Genomic DNA, 16,122 nt, shown 5'->3' with positions numbered 1-16,122 from the left:
TGTGGATGTTTAGTATTTGTTTTGGATAGAAGTGATTTTTGCATCACCCCAAAGGCTTTCGATGTTGTAGTACTCACGGATGTGTTTCTGGAATACATGTACCACGATCGTTACGTAGTCCATTAGTATCCATTCTCCGTTTTCGGCACCTTCAACATGCCAGGGTTTGTCTTTTAGTTCCTTGGAAACAATTTTTTGTACGGAATTGGCAATGGCGTTAACCTGTGTATTGGAATTACCGTTACAAATTACAAAATAATCACATACGGTATTTTCGATTGCTCTTAGATCCAGAATATCTATATCATTACCTTTTACTTCTTCAACTCCCTTAATGATGTTAGCTAACAGATCATCATTGTTAATATTATCCTTTTTTGCCATTTATTATTTTATATATTTTCGCAAAGTTATCAAATTTTGTCTTTATTTTTGAACCTTAACACAAGATTAGCGATAGTAAAGTTATTTATTTCTATGAATATTATCAAACTCGGTGCCACAAGTTCTACAAATGATTTTTTAAAAGATTTACTGGCAAAACAATTTGTGGAAAATTTTACCGTGGTTGTGGCAGAACATCAGACAAAAGGAAAGGGGCAAATGGGCGCCGAATGGAATGTGGAGTCGGGTAAGAATTTGACCTGTAGTGTTTTAGTTCGGGATTTGCTATTGGATATTCAGGCGATCTTTCATTTGAATGTCGCCGTGGCTGTTAGTATAATCGAAGGTCTGGAAGAATTTGCTATTGGCGGATTGGCGATTAAATGGCCAAACGACATTTTGGCAGAGAGTAAAAAGATTGGTGGCATACTTATCGAAAACAGTATCAAACGCAATGGCGAGATTTTCTCGATAGTAGGTATCGGATTGAATGTAAATCAGGAGTATTTTGAGAACCTGCCAAAAGCTTCATCGCTCTACGCGATCTGTGGAAGGTCTTTTGACAAAGAGGCAGTCATGTTGGCTATATTGGGAAATCTGAAGCGAAACTTGTCGCTTTTACAGGCGAAAGAATATGGGTTGTTGTGGCAGTCCTACGACAACAGATTGTTTAAAAAAGGAATTCCCATGCCTTTTGAAGCGAATAATGGTTCGCATTTTATGGGAATTATCCAGGGAGTAACTCCAAACGGTAAGCTTGAAGTACTCCTTGAGGACGATTCCATTACTACTTTTGATATCAAAGAGGTAAAATTATTGTACTGATTTTACCGGACAATGATTTCGTATTTCTGTAATAATCCTTTTAATCCTTCTTTCGAAAACTGAGCTTTGCGCAGTTTGGTTTTTTCCGGGTCGATGGTAAAATTGTAGCTGGTCAGGAAATCGGCTTTTTCTGCAATGGCGTCGGTAAAAACAGCCTGATGCAGATTGCAGTTGTCGAATAAAACTTCCGTTAAATTGGTTGCCATAAAATCAACTGCGATCATACTGCAATTGGTAAACGTCATTTTTTTGAGCTTTAAAGCATAAAATTTGGCGTAATCCAAAACACAATTGTTAAAGTGAAATTCAAATAACAGCTGATCGGTCATGGCAAAATTTACATCGGTAAAATCGCAGTGGTTAAAAACAGCATTCCGTAAACCGACATAATTGATTTGCGCTTCCTTAAAATTGCAGTTGTAAAAAATACAATCGGTAAAAACAACACCTGAAAAATTACAATTGCTAAAATCGCAATCGGTAAAAGTGCATTCTTCGAATTCTTTGTATTTGATTTCGCTTTCGGAAAAAAGCTGGTTGGTAAAAGGGGTATTAAATATAAAATCGCTGTGGGTCATTCAAAAATTTGGTATTTATAGAAGTAGGTTTTTGTTCATGGGCTAGTCTTTTGGGTTTTCTAAGTGAATTCGTTCGAGTATATCCCGATCGATAGGCTTACATAAATAGCCTACAATCTCGGGAAAACTGTTTGCTTTTTCGCGATCTTCGTTAGCAATGGAGGAACTGGCTATGTAGATTGCGGGCTTTTTTTCAAACCCGAAATCCATCCGTTGTAACTCATTCATAAAAGCCCAGCCGTCCATTTCCGGCATATCGATGTCGAGTAGGATAACATCGGGAAATTCCTCGGCGCTTTGAATGGCTTTTAGTGAGTCGATAGCAACTTTTCCATTTTTGTAACTCAGAATCTGACTAAATAATTGACTTTTCTCAATTATTTTCTTTGTAATTAATTGATAAATGGGGTCATCATCAATTATACAGATACTTTTTGGGGCGTTCATCTGAAATATATTTTAAAAGTTGTTCCTTCGTCTAATGTACTTTTAACGACTATTTTTCCTCCCATAGCATCAATCTGGTTTTTTGAAATGAATAATCCTATTCCTCTTGCATCAGCATGATTGGTGAATGTTTTATACATTCCGAATAGTTTTTCTCCATTTTTTTCCAGATCAATTCCAATTCCGTTGTCGGAAATTTCCAATACGGTTTTACCGTCTTCCTGGTAGGATTTCAGATCAATTACGGTTTGTCTGTCGGCATGTCCGTATCGGATGGCATTCGATATAAAGTTAAGTAATATACTTTCTAAATAAGCAGGATTGTACTTGACTTCGATGTCTTTGTTGACATCATTATGGATGATCACATCGTTTTTAAGTAATTGCTCCCGAAGTACGTCCAGCGTCTTGTTAATGTATTTTTTTAAATTTAAAGGTTCTATAATCAGGTTGATATTGGTCTGGATGGTTACCACCTCGTTTAGGTTGTTCATCGTTTCGTTTAGTACCGAGGAAACCGATTTTAACAACTGAATCATCTCGTCTCGTTCTTCGTCGGTATCGGCCGATTCGATCAGGTTTGAAATCGATTGGATGTTACTGGTGTGCGAACGCAGGTTGTGCGAAACGATGTATGAGAAATTCAGCAAGCGTTTGTTTTGCTCGGTTACCAGATGTAGCGTGTTGTTGAGTTCGATTTCTGCCATTTTGGCTTTTGTAATGTCGATCATAATACCACGCAGGTTTACGGCTATATCGTTTTCGACTACCACACTTACAATATCGCGTAGCCATACGATTTCGCCGTCTTTACGGATCATGCGGTATTCGAAATCGTGTTGTCTTTTTTCGTAGGTGTAACGCGACATAAAGGCGATAACCCATTCTTTGTCGTCGGGATGTACATGATTAATCCAGAAAGACGGCGTTTCCAACCATTCTTCCGGTGTATAACCAAGGATGTCTTCTACTTTTCGGCTGATAAAGGTGAAGTCAAAGGTATTTGGATCGCCTTCCCAAACAATACCGTCAATGGTGTTGATCAAAGATTCGATCTTCTGCTGTGATTTTAAAATGACTTCTTCAGAGTTTTTACGCTCTGTAATGTCTTCGGTTGAAACCAATACGCGTTCCAGTGTTTTTTCATATTCCGGAACCACACTCCAACGGAAATGGATGTGTTTGTATTGGTTGTCCATGAATTTGATCTGAGAATCACCTGTAATATGATTTTGGCGTTGCGTAATGGCGATAAGCTGTTTCGAGAAAATCGGAATGGATTCGTCGTCGAAAATCGTACTTAGTTTGCCTTTTAGGATGTTTTTGTCTTTTACCGAATGTAGCGCAAGACACATGTTGTTAACGTCAATTACTTTTACTAATGACAAGCATTTGCGGATTACGTCGATATTGTTTTTCAGATAGGCTTCGACTTCTTCTCTCGGCATATCTATAAGGCCCAATTCGGTCAGGTATTTTTTGACTTCCGAGAAATCTTCTTCCCATAACGGAATCGGTGAGTTGTTGAATAAACTTTTAAAACGTTTTTCGCTTCGCTTGATACGATCCTGTGCTTCTTTTTTATCGGTAATGTCTTCGATGATTCCGATATGTGAGGTTGGTTTTTCACCTACCGACCAAAGTGGTGTAATCGTCACGCTGGCCCAAACGATATTGCCGTCTTTGTGGAAGAAACGCTTTTCAAGTCCGAATTCGCGGATGACACCTCTTTTTAAAAGACGCATTTTTTTGAAATCGTTTTCCAAATCGTTCGGATGGGTGATCATCATATAATCCATCTTGCTGATTTCGTTGGTTTCGTAACCAAGCATCTGACAAAAGCGTTCGTTGGCTTCTATAAAAGTACCGGAGTTGGAGTCGATATGTGCAATTCCGATGGCGGCCTGTTCGAAAATGGATTTGAATTTAATTTCGCTCTTCATCAAACGAAGTGCCTGCGAATGTACCAAACGTTGTAATTCGGATGGTCGTTTTAATAAACTTGTGGTAAACAACCCGCAAATCAGTGACAATACAATCGCTAGAATAGCAATTGGGATTAATTGTTTGATCAGGTAATAGTTGTTCGTGGTTATCAGGTATAGTTTCCAGTCGCCGTCGGGAAATGAAACGGTTAAATGGGTTTTATTGGCGAAGTTCTTTTTGTTGGGAAGGAAAAATTCTTCTTTTCCGGTTTCCGGATTGGTTTTGGAAAACTGAAAATAATATTTGTCGGTCGAAAAAGTTTTAATTCCGGACGTCTCCAAAAAAGTATTAAACTTGATTACAACTGTACAAAATCCCCAGAATTTATTCGATTTGAAAACGGGGAACCAGCCTACGATACCTTGACCACCTTGTTTTAATTCCAATGGTCCGGCATAATATATTTTCCGGTTTTCGATGGCCTTCATCGCCGATTTTCGGGCTTTAGGGGAATTTAGAACGTCGTAATTTACAACCGGCTCGTTGCCTTTTAATGGATAAACATATTTGATTACTCCGTTTGGAACCAATTCTACCGCATCAATATTCGGATTGGAGTCTACGAGTTGTTTGCCGATTTCGTCAAAATTACTTGGGTTACCATTATCGTCAATGGTCATGGCCAGTGTTAGCGTACTGATATGACTGTTTTTTAGCGATTGTTCGATGTTTTGATGCACCACATTTAGGATGCTGCTCATTTCACGTTGCTCGCTTTCTTTTATAATTTGATAGCGTAAAAAAAGAATTAAATTCGAAACTAAAAACAGGAGTGTAAAGACCAATATCCCAGTCGTTTTTGGTCTTGATAAAAACCAACTGATGAGAATTGTAATTTTTTTATCCAGATTCATTGGAGTTGCCTTTGGGATGGGTGTTAAAACTTTATAAATTTATAAAAAATGTGAATAAATGAATTATAAAAATTGCAAAATACTCATTATTTCACAACAAAAGTTTGATTTGAATAAAAAAAAAGCTCATCATAAAGATGAGCTGATGTTGTGACCTCGACAGGATTCAAACCTGTAACCTTCTGAGCCGTAATCAGATGCGCTATTCAGTTGCGCCACGAGGCCTTAGTTGTTTTTACGGGTGCAAATATAGGGGTAAATGTGTAACTTGCAAACAAAATCGCAATAAAATTTAAAAAAAAATGAGTCTAAAAGAGTATGTACGTGATATTCAGGATTTTCCTAAAAAAGGAATTTTGTTTAAAGATATCACTCCTTTGTTGATGAGCCCGGAAGCCACGAATGAATGCCTTCAGATTTTAATCGAAAACCTGAAAAATAAAAGAATCGACAAGGTAATCGGAGTGGAAAGTCGTGGTTTTTTCTTTGCAACTTTATTGGCGCACGAATTACAGGCGGGTTTTGTACCGGTTCGCAAAGCCGGAAAGTTACCATTCGATACGGTTTCGGCTTCGTATACGCTCGAATACGGTACCGATACACTGGAAATTCATGCCGATGCGATCCAAAAAGGGGATAAGGTTCTAATTCACGACGACGTGTTGGCAACCGGTGGAACGATTAAAGCGGTTTGTGAACTGGTAGAAAAACTGGGGGGTGAAATTGTACAGGTTAATTTCCTGATGGAGCTGACTTTTCTGAATGGAGGCGATAAAATTGCCGGCTACGAGCGATTTGCGGCGCTTCAGTACTAGTTTAAGGCTCGGATGGTCACATAATACCGCCAGGCGATAATTAGCTTCTGAAAAGCGCTTGCTTTGGATAAATCAAGGTTTTGTTTGCTGTAGCTCGGTAAAAGCAGTTTGTTGAGTCGGGCCAGTGTTTTAAACATATTCCTTTGGTTTTGATAAAGATACAAAAAAAAAGAGCCACATATGTGGCTCTTTTTTTATTCGTTGTCACGAAGTTCACGCTCGCGTTCCTTCATTGCTTTTTCACGTTCTTTCATCGCTTTTTCGCGATCTTTTCGTGCCGATTCCAGTGCTTTGGCGCGGTCTTTCATAGCTGCTTCACGGGCTTTCATGGCTTTTTCACGTTCTTTTTGAGCGATTTCCTGTGATTTCATGGCTCTTTCCAAACCTTTCATGGCTTCCTCATGTGCTCTCATTGCAATTTCATGATCTTTCATGGCCAGTTCCTGACTTTTTAAGGCTTCCACACGGGCACGGTCAATTTCCGGACGGGCTTTTTCGATGGCTATACGAGCGTCTTCCAATGCCTTACGGGTAATTTCTTTGGTGTCTATTTTAAGATCATCCGCATTTAGTATTTCATTACCGTTTAGATAAACTGTATTTCCGTTTCGGGAAACGGTTGTTACTTTTCCGTTTTTAATGATCACCGATGAGGAGGAAGATTTTACACCTGGCGCTACTGGTGCTGCCGGAGCAACAGGAGGAACCGGAGCCGATCCTGGACCTGATGGTGGGCTAGGCGGACTAGGCGGGCTTGGCGGAGACGGTGGACTTATAAAGTTGCTGATATAATCGCCAAACGAGGTGTCACTTTCAGATTGTTCATCGGTGCTTTCGTCTTTAATGGTTGTACTGATACGGGTTTTTCCGTTTCTGGCATAGGGTTGTTGTTTTGCTTCGGAGTTAAAACCGATTTTGATTTTACCGTTACGATCGGTTTTTTTGATAAAACGAATGGGGTTAATCGGTTCGTCACTTTCCGTTTGTGTGATACCGGTATTACCTTCTTTGTCTTTGTATTCGATTTTAATACGAATGATTTCACCGGCTTTGTTGCGTTTTACTTTGGAATACTTTAGTGTAACACCGTATTCGTTTTTAAGTAATTCAACATTCTTTTTTAATTGTTCATCACTGGTGTTTTTGTCTACAATTACGGTTACATCGTCTCCGGGTGTATAGGGAGCGTTGTTAGGTTGTAAAGTAGCTGTTGTTTGTTTTTCCTGTGCCAGGATTTTTACCTGGAACTGCAGGATAAAAAAGGCTAATAGCGGAAGGATGATTAGGTACTTCCACAGATTCCTTTTTCGGGACTGATTGGTGTTTAACATAACGATTCGTTTTTTGATTAATGATTGATAAAAATGATTGGTGATGGCAATGCATTGGGTTTGCATTGTTACTTTTACTAAGGTCTTCTGATAGGCTTTAATGTCGTTTACAACTTTTGTAGCTTCGGCATCGGCTATAAATTCAAGATTTTGTGCAATGGCTTTTTTGTAAATCCACATGATCGGGTTGAACCAGAAAAAGATACAAAATACCTGCGCGATCATCATGTCGAGTGAATGTTTCTGTCGGCTGTGAATCTTTTCGTGTTCGATAATGTCGGACAATTCGTCCTGTTGCAATAATTTGGAATTGTAAACAATATAGTTAAAGAATGAAAAAGGTGATTGAACTTTTTCGGTATCGATAAAATGAAACTTGTTATGGGTTACGGCTTTTGGTTTGTCCAGTATTTTACGAAGTGACCGGTATTCGGACAGAAAACGGATACAAAACAAAACAATACCGATGCTGTATAAAATACTAAACAGATAGTGGTAGTCGATTTGAAACCCGGTATCGGCTGGCACTGGTACTGCCATTTGAATTTGTGACGTACCATCGGCATAGGTAATAGAAGCAATTGGAGTCCGTTCTACCCAAATAATTTTTGTATATGAGATCAGTGGAAGTAAAGCGGACGTAAACAAACCGGCTATCAGATAACCGCGATTGGCATTAAAAAACGTTTCTTTTCGTAAAAAGAAATGATATGCCAGGAAAAAAACGGTTATTAATGCCGTAACTTTTAGAATGTATATACCAAATGCTTCCATAAAGGCCTATTTTTTTTCGATCATGTCTAATATTTCGCGAAGTTCATCCGCGCTGATTTTTTCTTCTTTGGCAAAAAAGGAAACCATACTTTTGTAGGAATTGTTAAAGTAGTTTTCGATCGCATTGTTCATAAAACTCTTGCGGTAATCCTCTTTTTTTACGATCGGAAAATACTGGTGCGTATTGCCAAATGCCTTATGAGACACGTAGCCTTTTTCCTCCAGATTCCGGATAATGGTTGACAAGGTGTTGTAATGCGGCTGATCGTCTTTGATTTCGGCCAACACTTCTTTTACAAATGCTTTTTCAAGCGTCCATAAAATTTGCATTACTTCTTCTTCTTTGTTTGTTAATTTCTGCATGATACTCATTTTCTATAATAATCGGATAGGATTTCCGATTTGTTGAAACAAAGATATAACTATAAATTTAGTTTTGCAACTAAAAAAATAGTTAACTAACTAAAAAAATAGTTTTTTTATTCAGGCAGTCGAAAGAAATAACGCTAAAAGTCTTGTTTTTAGTGTGTTAGTCGTTTTCTGATTTTACAATTTTTAACAACCAAATAGCGGCAAAAGCAGCAGTCGCGGCAAAAGTTCCCATAAAAATCCAGTTAACGGTATAGTTGTAACGGGAAATAATTTCCATACCGGTTTTAGAACTCATTACATGCGCAAGACTAAAACTCATCGTGTATAAAGCCATATAACGGCCTTCATGTCCTTTCGGAGCGCGACTCATCGCAAAGGAGTTGGAAAACGGGAATGCAAACATTTCGCCAAAAGTGATCAAAACCAGATTGATCACCAGTATACCTACCCATCCTTTTAATAACAGGGCATAGAAGCCGAAGGTGATGAATAAGGCTCCAAAAAAGATCAGCTTGATTTTAGCCACTTTTTTACGCTCGAAATAACCGACGATCGGCATTTCAAAAAGGAATATCAAAAAGCCGTTTATCGACATTAGTAAACCGGTTTGGAATTCCGTGAGACCATATTGTTCGTTATGGTATAATGGTAGCGTACTGAAAAATTGAAAGAATACCATTGCGGTAGCAAAACTAATAAACAGAAACAACCAAAAGGGTTTGTCGTTGAATACGGATTTTACCGGTTCTGTATCGTCGAAATGACTGGCGGTTTTTTCTCTTTTTTTCTCTTTTACCAACAAGCGGAACAAAACGATGGCGGTAATACAGGAAATACCGTCAACCCAAAATAGTCCTTTATAGCCCATTCCCATAATGATCAAACCACCCATAGCTGGTCCGGCGGCAAATCCGAGGTTTACGGCTAGTCGGACAAGTGTCAGGGCGCGGGTTCGGTTTTCCGGGCGTGCATAGGTATTTAAAGATACAAACATAGCCGGTCGAAACATATCGGCAATGATCATAATCGAAAACATCGCGAGGCATAGTCCGGTAAAACTGGTTACAAATTGGAGGCTGATAAACAGGATACCACTGGTAAACAGGCTAAAAACCATAATGCGGTAAAAGCCTATTTTGTCCGATAGTTTTCCGCCCAGCCAGGAACCGATCATCGAACCGCAACCAAAACTCACCATGACCCAGCCCACCTGATGGTAATCAAAGTGAAGGTCTTCTTTCAGGTATTTCGATAAAAAGGGGAGTACCATTGTTCCCGCCCTGTTAATAAAAGTAATCAGGGTCAGGATCCAGATTTCACGCGAAAATCCTCTGAAATTATTGATGTAGTTGGAAAAAATGCTTTGTAACATATACGGTTCTAAATGTCAAATTTACAAACTATTTGATGCCGTAAACGGGAAATAATGTAAATTAATAATGAAATAATAGCAGTGGTTTCGGGAGTGGGATTTTTGATTATTTTTGCAGCAGCTGTTTCGCATACAGCCTGATACCGATTATTATGAAAAAAATATTCTATCTGTTATTGGGAATGACATTTCCGCTAACGGGCTTTTCGCAATGCGATTTGGAATCTGTTACGGCTTTTCAGAAAAAGATCAATTCCGAATATGCCAATGCGGAAGAATCGCCGTTAAAAGAAAAAGACCGTAAAAAATTTAAAACACTGGATTTCTTTCCGGTGGATTTAAAGTATTGTGTGACCGCACGTTTGGTAAAAGCAACGGATGAAAAACCATTTACAATGCCGACTACCGGGACGCGAAAACCACTGTATATAAAATACGGGGAATTGTCTTTTAAAATCGATGGAAAAGATTATAAACTAAATGTATACCGTAATCTGGAACTGGCCAAAATGGAAAAGTACAAAAACTACCTGTTTCTGCCTTTTACCGATCTTACCAGTGGTGTGGATAGTTATGGTGGTGGTCGTTATATCGATCTGGAAATTCCGGATGGCGCTACTATAACGATCGATTTCAACAAAGCCTACAATCCGTATTGTGCGTATAATGAAGGTTATTCCTGTCCGATACCGCCGCAGGCCAATGATCTGAAAGTAGAAATCCGTGCCGGTGTTAAAGCGTTTCATAAATAATGTTGTACAATCTGCATACGCATAAAGCGTCCGGTGATCCGGGTGTTTTGGAAATTGTAAATCAGTATCCAAACGAATTGGATCCATACGTGGCGTTTTATTCCATTGGGATCCATCCGTGGTATGCGCAGGCAGATCGGTTGGAGGATGACTTGCGCATCATTTCGGATAAGCTAAAAGAGGCCAATTGCATGGCGTTGGGTGAATGCGGACTGGATAAGCGAATTGAAACGGATATCAATAAACAGCTTTCGGTTTTTGAACGGCAATTGGAAGTACTCGAACACAATCCGAAACCGGTAATTTTACATTGCGTGGCGGCCTATCAGGAAGTAATCGCGGTCAAAAAACAAATGAAAGTGGAAGTGCCGATGATTATTCATGGTTTTTCTAAAAATTATCAGGTGGCCCGATCGCTTTTGGATAACGGGTTTTATCTTTCTTTTGGAAAATATCTGTTGCGAAATCCCGAACTGGAATCGGTGTTTAAAGCCGTACCGGACGATCGTTTTTTTCTGGAAACGGATATGGTAGAAGAGACAATTTTTCAGGTTTATAAAAAAGCCGCATCGATTAAGAGCGGTGCTATTGAAGCGATGGTAGCACAAAATTTTAAAAATGTATTTGATAACAATAAATAAAAAATAAATGGCTGAATGGACAGAGCGAGCAGAATTGCTGTTTAAAAAAGAAGGACTCGAAAAATTAAAAAATGCAAACGTATTGATTGTTGGAATGGGCGGTGTAGGATCGTTTGCGGCAGAATTTATAGCACGGGCAGGTGTCGGGAAAATGACGATAGTGGATGGTGATACCGTGGATATTACGAATATCAACAGACAGTTACCGGCTTTGCATTCGACTGTAGGACAGCCAAAGGTAAAAATTGTAGGCGATCGTTTGTTGGATATTAACCCGGAATTGGAGTTAACCCGTATCGAGGAATTCCTGTCGCCGGAACGCGCTTTTGAACTAATCACTCCGGAGTTTGACTATGTATTGGATTGTATCGATAGTATTACGCCTAAATTAAACCTGATTCTGGCTGCAAAACGTAAAAAAGTCAAGATTATCAGTAATATGGGAGCCGGAGGTAAATTGCTGGCCAGTAAGATTGTGGTAAAGGATATCAGTAAAACCGATGTTTGTCCGTTGGCAAAAACCATCCGCAAACGTTTAAAGAAAGAAGGTATTTCTACGGGTGTTAAGGCGGTGTTTTCTACGGAAAAACCGGATGAGAGCAGTTTGAAAATGACAGACGGACAGAATTTTAAAAAGTCGTTTTTCGGAACAAATAGCTGGATGCCGGCATTGTTTGGTTTGCATGCCGCCGAAACCGTGGTTCGTTATTTATTAGCAAAAGAAAAATAATTGATCAACATATATAAATAAAAAAGTCCCAAAAGGGACTTTTTTATGTTTTATTCGATTGATTTCGCTGTTGGTGGTGGTACCGGTTTGTCTGTAGAAGTTGTTGGTACAATTGGAGCTACCGGTTTTGGCTTAGCCGTAATCGGGATAAAGATTTCGGTTACCCATTCAGACGGTTTGCGGCTTTGTAAAGGTCCTGCTTTATAAACTTCCAGATATTTCCCGTTCGGATCTTCCATCCATTTGTTTTTTACAATCTCAGCATAGGATTTATCCCAGGCTTCTTTACTATGGGAATAGTCGCCGGTAAGCGTTGTTTTTAAGGCTAAGTAAGGGATTAATTCACCAGCGGTAATATCACTTCCCTGTGCTGTAAATATTTCTTCTTTTACCGGAATACAAACCGAAAACTCGACTATGTTGGAAGTGGTGTCGTATTTGTTATAAATTGCAAAAGCACTTCCGCTTACCGATATATTATTGTCTTTCGTGAATTTGTTCAGATTCGTAAACATGGAACCCATTAATGCGGGTAATTCCGGAATTTTACAGGTAGCCGATTGTTTAATATAATAGGTACCGGCTTTTTTTACCAGTCCGTTGATCTTAATATTGTATAATTTTAATTCTTTTACCAGGATGTTATCGATATTTTCCAATCCTTTTTCGAACATCGGGCCTAACATTCTGTCGGAACCGCCACTAAGAATGGAAAAGGCTTTCATCATAAAATTCATGTTTCCTTTCATTCCCCAGGTTACTTTAGTACCGCCCTTTACCGGAGTAAAAACCCAATAAACATCAGAAGGAGTTTCGCTTTGATCAAAGTATATTTTTTGTTGAATGCTGTCGGTACCAATGGTTTTAATAGTTTCCATCTTACCGGTTCCATCTTTACCAGTCCAGGAAAAAGAAGCACCGGCTCCCTGTGTTTTGTCGCTATAATTGTTACGGATTGTAGGATCGTCCTCTTTCCAGGGACCCCAGTCGTCCCAATTTTTGTAGTCGTCTACATAATTGAACAAAGCCACGGGTGTCGCCTGAATCACTTTGCTTCGTTGTACATCGAATGAACCGGTTTGAGTAGCAATGTAAACCGTTAGTGCAACAGCAGCTAAGAGTAATAAAAGAAATATGTATTTAACTACGCGCATAGCATTAAAAAAATTTCATTTAGTTGTCCAAAGTTATAACAATTATTCTTTCAAAAACAGTTTAATTATAAATAAAATTCCTATAAAAGCAAAAAAGGCCAGTAGTATCCAAAGGGATCCTTTGTAGTGTAATTTATGGAGTGACAGGTCTTTTCGGTATACATAAATCATAGCGGTTACAAATACGATAACAAAGAATAAAGCAAAATAAAGTTGACCTGATGTAAACATGATTTTTAATTTTACGCAAAATTAGCGTTTTGCCCGGAGATTTTCTATTTTAGACCGTAAAATTAAAGAATATGAAAAAACAATTACAGGCTGTTCAGGAGTTCCATGAATCTTTCGGATTGGGAGTAAGTTCGTTTCCTAAAGCCGACCTGGGCGAACAGGTTAACCGATTGCGTTATAATCTGATGAAAGAAGAAAATGAGGAATATCTGGAAGCGGTACAAAATAACGATCTGGTCGAAATTGCCGATGCTTTAGGGGATATGCTTTATATTTTATGTGGTACGATTCTGGAACACGGATTGCAACATAAAATAGAGGAAGTTTTTGATGAAATCCAACGGAGTAATATGAGTAAATTGGGCGAAGACGGAAAACCGATTTACCGGGAAGATGGAAAGGTTATGAAAGGGCCTAACTATTTTAAGCCGAATTTCGAAACCATATTAAAATAAAAAAATCCCGAAGTTTTTCTTCGGGATTTTTATATCGGTTATTTTGGAATTAGATTTTTACGGTCCATCCAAAAGTGTCTTCAATTTGCTTGTACTGAATTCCGGTTAACTGTTGTTTGATAAAAGTAGCAAACGAATTTTCCGGTTTCGGAAGTTCATAATAGGTTTCTTTATACGAGAATCCTACGATTGGGTTCACTACCGCAGCTGTTCCCGCTCCAAATATTTCCTGTAGCGTTCCGTTTTTAGCGGCTTCTACAATCTCGTCAACCAATACCGGACGAACCTGTACGTCGATACCTTCTTTGGTTGCCAATTCGATAATACTCTTACGGGTTACACCGTCCAGAATACGCTCGCTGATTGGTGCCGTATATAAGGTATCGTTGATTCTGAAAAATACGTTCATCGTTCCGGCTTCTTCCAATTTGGTATGCGTCGCATCGTCCGTCCAGATGATCTGTTGGAAACCTTGCTCATTGGCCAATTTGGTTGGATAGAATTGCCCGGAATAGTTACCGGCTGCTTTTGCTGCTCCAATTCCTCCGTTTGCCGCACGGCTAAAATGCTCGGCGATTACTACTTTTACTTCACCGGAATAATACGATTTTGCCGGCGAAAGGATAATGGTAAAACGATATTGCGTAGAAGGAGCTGCGACAACACCCGATCCGGTTGCAATCATAAAAGGACGGATGTATAAGGCATTTCCAAATCCTTTTTTAACCCATTCTTTTTCGATTTCAAGTAACTTGTGTAAACCACCTAAGAAAACGTCTTCCGGAACTTCCGGCATCGCAAGACGCACGGCCGATTTGTTAAAACGGTCAAAGTTCTGATCCGGACGGAACAACCAAACATCGTCATGCTCGTCTTTATAGGCTTTCATTCCTTCGAAAATTGCCTGTCCGTAATGGAAAACTTTTGCCGATGGATCTAACGTAAAGGGTTCGTACGGCATGATAACCGGTTGTTCCCATTTCCCGTTATTGTAATCACAAATCAGCATATGGTCGGTAAAAATATTTCCGAAAGTCAGGTTTTCAAAATCAACACTGTTGATTTTGCTACTGTCGGCTTTGATAATTCTAATGTCAGTTGTTGTTTTTAATTCCATTTAATCGATTAATTTTAAAAACCGGCTAAATTGTTGATGGCCAACAATAAAACATAATTTTTAAATTGATAAAAAAATTGTTGTGTCGCTGCAAATTTAATTAAAAAAAGCACTTTTAATAAAGTAAGATTAAAAATAATGTAATTAAATATGGAACTATTAATTTTTTTTTGAATTATTACTTTTTGAATACAATTCCTCCGAATTAATCGGGATTAGCGAAAAAATAAATTAGAATTATGCATATTCAATATAAATTTGTTTCTTTGGAAGGTCTTAAAATAGGACAGATTATCCTAGGTAATCCGAATATAGTAAGGCATTGATAATCAAAATAACCAATCCAAACGATATATGAAAAAAAGTATTTTTTTAACCGCTGTTCTGATTGCAATGGTCAGTTGCAATTCTAAAAAACAAGAGGACACCAAAATAGCCGAAAACAAAACCGAATATGCTGTTTTTGGTGATAGCATTACAGCCGATGGCGTGATTACCAAAGAAGCCATGCTGGCAAAATTCAAAGATCTGAAAGAAGGAGATACTTTAAACCTGAAATTCAAATCCAATATTAAAGATGTTTGCCAGAAAAAAGGTTGTTGGATGACACTGGATCTGAGCGATGGTAAAGAGTCTTTTGTAAAGTTTAAAGATTACGCCTTTTTTGTCCCGATGAATGCGACTAACCAGGAAGCTATTGTAAATGGTAAAGCTTTTGTAAATATCGAAAGTGTGGAACAATTGAAACATTATGCCAAAGACGGTGGAAAATCGCAGGCGGAAATCGACAGTATTAAACAACCAAAAGTTACGTATGCTTTTATGGCCGATGGCGTTTTAATTAGTAAGTAATGAAAAGAATATTGTTTTTGGCATGGATTTCCGGAGCCATGCTATTGGTAATCTCCTGCAACCGGAAAGAAGCGGATGTAAAGCCAGAACCGGCGGCACAATCGGAAAAGAAAGATTTCAAAATGTATGAAATGTCCGAAATGGCTGCTTTGATGGAGCAGATGTATGTAGATAACCAGCGTTTAAAAGACCGGATTAAAAACGGGGAAGCCGTAGGGAATTTCCCGGAGCACTTTCTGAAAATTCACCAGGCGGTAATGACCGACGAAAGTGAAAACGATGCTTTTTTTAAAGAGCAGGCCAAAAAATTTATTGAGGCACAAAAACAGATCTATGCCGATCCGGATAATGCCAAAACGCATTTTAATAACGGAGTGGATGCCTGCGTACGTTGTCATGAATCAAAGTGCGGCGGACCAATTCCGAGAATTAAAAAACTGTATATTAAATAA

Annotated in this window: 18 protein-coding genes and 1 tRNA gene; 8 read left to right on the top strand and 11 right to left on the bottom strand. The window is 38.7% G+C overall.

Features of this window, described 5'->3' with window-relative positions; all coding sequences use genetic code 11:
• Positions 1-9 precede the first annotated feature (9 nt).
• The gene (rsfS, locus tag E6C50_RS04190) at positions 10-384 is read right to left on the bottom strand and encodes a ribosome silencing factor (protein ID WP_136401933.1); all 375 of its coding nucleotides are present in this window, start codon (positions 382-384) and stop codon (positions 10-12) included.
• A 93-nt stretch (positions 385-477) separates the two neighbouring features.
• Here rsfS and E6C50_RS04185 point away from each other — a divergent pair, with 93 nt between their 5' ends.
• Entirely contained in the window at positions 478-1,209 is a 732-nt protein-coding gene (locus E6C50_RS04185) for a biotin--[acetyl-CoA-carboxylase] ligase (protein WP_136401932.1), read from the top strand.
• Positions 1,210-1,211: 2 nt separating this feature from the next.
• Here E6C50_RS04185 and E6C50_RS04180 read toward each other — a convergent pair whose 3' ends face one another.
• From E6C50_RS04180 to E6C50_RS04165, 4 genes are all read right to left on the bottom strand, one after another.
• Positions 1,212-1,787, bottom strand: a complete 576-nt coding sequence (locus E6C50_RS04180) for a pentapeptide repeat-containing protein (RefSeq protein WP_136401931.1) — start codon at positions 1,785-1,787, stop codon at positions 1,212-1,214.
• 42 nt (positions 1,788-1,829) lie between these two features.
• Entirely contained in the window at positions 1,830-2,234 is a 405-nt protein-coding gene (locus E6C50_RS04175) for a response regulator (RefSeq protein ID WP_136401930.1), read from the bottom strand.
• On the bottom strand, positions 2,231-5,074 hold the full coding sequence (locus E6C50_RS04170; RefSeq protein ID WP_136401929.1) for a PAS domain S-box protein: 2,844 nt from the start codon (positions 5,072-5,074) through the stop codon (positions 2,231-2,233). Before E6C50_RS04170 ends, E6C50_RS04175 begins: the two co-directional genes overlap by 4 nt.
• Before the next feature lie 151 nt (positions 5,075-5,225).
• Positions 5,226-5,299: transfer RNA gene (locus tag E6C50_RS04165), tRNA-Arg, on the bottom strand.
• 77 nt (positions 5,300-5,376) lie between these two features.
• Between E6C50_RS04165 and E6C50_RS04160 the strand changes: the two genes are divergently transcribed.
• A complete protein-coding gene (locus E6C50_RS04160) occupies positions 5,377-5,889 on the top strand; it encodes an adenine phosphoribosyltransferase (RefSeq protein ID WP_136401928.1) in 513 nt (170 codons plus the stop codon).
• On the opposite strand, the gene E6C50_RS04155 is transcribed toward E6C50_RS04160, so the two are convergent.
• From E6C50_RS04155 to E6C50_RS04140, 4 genes are all read right to left on the bottom strand, one after another.
• Positions 5,886-6,026 (bottom strand): SsrA-binding protein, encoded by a 141-nt coding sequence (locus E6C50_RS04155; RefSeq protein WP_136401927.1) that lies wholly within the window; start codon positions 6,024-6,026, stop codon positions 5,886-5,888. The genes E6C50_RS04160 and E6C50_RS04155 overlap by 4 nt on opposite strands.
• 57 nt (positions 6,027-6,083) lie before the next feature.
• On the bottom strand, positions 6,084-7,994 hold the full coding sequence (locus tag E6C50_RS04150) for a M56 family metallopeptidase (RefSeq protein ID WP_136401926.1): 1,911 nt from the start codon (positions 7,992-7,994) through the stop codon (positions 6,084-6,086).
• Between the two features lie 6 nt (positions 7,995-8,000).
• Entirely contained in the window at positions 8,001-8,357 is a 357-nt protein-coding gene (locus E6C50_RS04145; protein ID WP_136401925.1) for a BlaI/MecI/CopY family transcriptional regulator, read from the bottom strand.
• Positions 8,358-8,523: 166 nt separating this feature from the next.
• Positions 8,524-9,738, bottom strand: a complete 1,215-nt coding sequence (locus E6C50_RS04140; protein ID WP_136401924.1) for an MDR family MFS transporter — start codon at positions 9,736-9,738, stop codon at positions 8,524-8,526.
• A gap of 152 nt (positions 9,739-9,890) precedes the next feature.
• On the opposite strand from E6C50_RS04140, the gene E6C50_RS04135 reads away from it, so the two are divergent.
• Genes E6C50_RS04135 through E6C50_RS04125 form a run of 3 tightly spaced genes read left to right on the top strand, consistent with a single transcriptional unit; the run spans position 9,891 to position 11,861 of the window.
• Positions 9,891-10,490: a DUF1684 domain-containing protein gene (locus E6C50_RS04135; RefSeq protein WP_136401923.1), complete on the top strand. Its 600-nt coding sequence runs from the start codon at positions 9,891-9,893 to the stop codon at positions 10,488-10,490.
• On the top strand, positions 10,490-11,131 hold the full coding sequence (locus E6C50_RS04130; RefSeq protein ID WP_168732735.1) for a TatD family hydrolase: 642 nt from the start codon (positions 10,490-10,492) through the stop codon (positions 11,129-11,131). Before E6C50_RS04135 ends, E6C50_RS04130 begins: the two co-directional genes overlap by 1 nt.
• Positions 11,132-11,138: 7 nt before the next feature.
• Entirely contained in the window at positions 11,139-11,861 is a 723-nt protein-coding gene (locus E6C50_RS04125) for a tRNA threonylcarbamoyladenosine dehydratase (protein ID WP_136401921.1), read from the top strand.
• Positions 11,862-11,911: 50 nt separating this feature from the next.
• On the opposite strand, the gene E6C50_RS04120 is transcribed toward E6C50_RS04125, so the two are convergent.
• Entirely contained in the window at positions 11,912-13,015 is a 1,104-nt protein-coding gene (locus E6C50_RS04120) for an SRPBCC family protein (RefSeq protein WP_136401920.1), read from the bottom strand.
• 302 nt (positions 13,016-13,317) lie between these two features.
• Between E6C50_RS04120 and E6C50_RS04110 the strand changes: the two genes are divergently transcribed.
• Positions 13,318-13,701, top strand: a complete 384-nt coding sequence (locus E6C50_RS04110) for a pyrophosphohydrolase domain-containing protein (protein WP_136401918.1) — start codon at positions 13,318-13,320, stop codon at positions 13,699-13,701.
• Between the two features lie 49 nt (positions 13,702-13,750).
• Here the strand turns inward: E6C50_RS04110 and E6C50_RS04105 are convergent, their stop codons facing one another.
• Positions 13,751-14,818 (bottom strand): branched-chain amino acid aminotransferase, encoded by a 1,068-nt coding sequence (locus E6C50_RS04105; protein ID WP_136401917.1) that lies wholly within the window; start codon positions 14,816-14,818, stop codon positions 13,751-13,753.
• 354 nt (positions 14,819-15,172) lie between these two features.
• On the opposite strand from E6C50_RS04105, the gene E6C50_RS04100 reads away from it, so the two are divergent.
• Together E6C50_RS04100 and E6C50_RS04095 are read left to right on the top strand one after the other, a co-directional pair.
• Complete coding sequence (locus tag E6C50_RS04100; RefSeq protein ID WP_136401916.1) at positions 15,173-15,670, top strand: DUF4920 domain-containing protein; 498 nt, start codon at positions 15,173-15,175, stop codon at positions 15,668-15,670.
• Entirely contained in the window at positions 15,670-16,122 is a 453-nt protein-coding gene (locus E6C50_RS04095; protein WP_230978955.1) for a hypothetical protein, read from the top strand. The genes E6C50_RS04100 and E6C50_RS04095 overlap by 1 nt, the downstream gene beginning before the upstream one ends.

The organism is Flavobacterium supellecticarium, from assembly GCF_004801375.1.
Lineage (GTDB): Bacteria > Bacteroidota > Bacteroidia > Flavobacteriales > Flavobacteriaceae > Flavobacterium > Flavobacterium supellecticarium.
Note: the sequence above shows the minus strand (reverse complement) of the source record. Positions and strands in the feature narration are given on the sequence as shown.

Bases quoted from the DNA above. Each gene is read 5' to 3' on its own strand.
- rsfS (WP_136401933.1), bottom strand. From the start codon at position 384: ATGGCAAAAAAGGATAATATTAACAATGATGATCTGTTAGCTAACATC.
- E6C50_RS04185 (WP_136401932.1), top strand. From the start codon at position 478: ATGAATATTATCAAACTCGGTGCCACAAGTTCTACAAATGATTTTTTA.
- E6C50_RS04180 (WP_136401931.1), bottom strand. From the start codon at position 1,787: ATGACCCACAGCGATTTTATATTTAATACCCCTTTTACCAACCAGCTT.
- E6C50_RS04175 (WP_136401930.1), bottom strand. From the start codon at position 2,234: ATGAACGCCCCAAAAAGTATCTGTATAATTGATGATGACCCCATTTAT.
- E6C50_RS04170 (WP_136401929.1), bottom strand. From the start codon at position 5,074: ATGAATCTGGATAAAAAAATTACAATTCTCATCAGTTGGTTTTTATCA.
- E6C50_RS04160 (WP_136401928.1), top strand. From the start codon at position 5,377: ATGAGTCTAAAAGAGTATGTACGTGATATTCAGGATTTTCCTAAAAAA.
- E6C50_RS04155 (WP_136401927.1), bottom strand. From the start codon at position 6,026: ATGTTTAAAACACTGGCCCGACTCAACAAACTGCTTTTACCGAGCTAC.
- E6C50_RS04150 (WP_136401926.1), bottom strand. From the start codon at position 7,994: ATGGAAGCATTTGGTATATACATTCTAAAAGTTACGGCATTAATAACC.
- E6C50_RS04145 (WP_136401925.1), bottom strand. From the start codon at position 8,357: ATGCAGAAATTAACAAACAAAGAAGAAGAAGTAATGCAAATTTTATGG.
- E6C50_RS04140 (WP_136401924.1), bottom strand. From the start codon at position 9,738: ATGTTACAAAGCATTTTTTCCAACTACATCAATAATTTCAGAGGATTT.
- E6C50_RS04135 (WP_136401923.1), top strand. From the start codon at position 9,891: ATGAAAAAAATATTCTATCTGTTATTGGGAATGACATTTCCGCTAACG.
- E6C50_RS04130 (WP_168732735.1), top strand. From the start codon at position 10,490: ATGTTGTACAATCTGCATACGCATAAAGCGTCCGGTGATCCGGGTGTT.
- E6C50_RS04125 (WP_136401921.1), top strand. From the start codon at position 11,139: ATGGCTGAATGGACAGAGCGAGCAGAATTGCTGTTTAAAAAAGAAGGA.
- E6C50_RS04120 (WP_136401920.1), bottom strand. From the start codon at position 13,015: ATGCGCGTAGTTAAATACATATTTCTTTTATTACTCTTAGCTGCTGTT.
- E6C50_RS04110 (WP_136401918.1), top strand. From the start codon at position 13,318: ATGAAAAAACAATTACAGGCTGTTCAGGAGTTCCATGAATCTTTCGGA.
- E6C50_RS04105 (WP_136401917.1), bottom strand. From the start codon at position 14,818: ATGGAATTAAAAACAACAACTGACATTAGAATTATCAAAGCCGACAGT.
- E6C50_RS04100 (WP_136401916.1), top strand. From the start codon at position 15,173: ATGAAAAAAAGTATTTTTTTAACCGCTGTTCTGATTGCAATGGTCAGT.
- E6C50_RS04095 (WP_230978955.1), top strand. From the start codon at position 15,670: ATGAAAAGAATATTGTTTTTGGCATGGATTTCCGGAGCCATGCTATTG.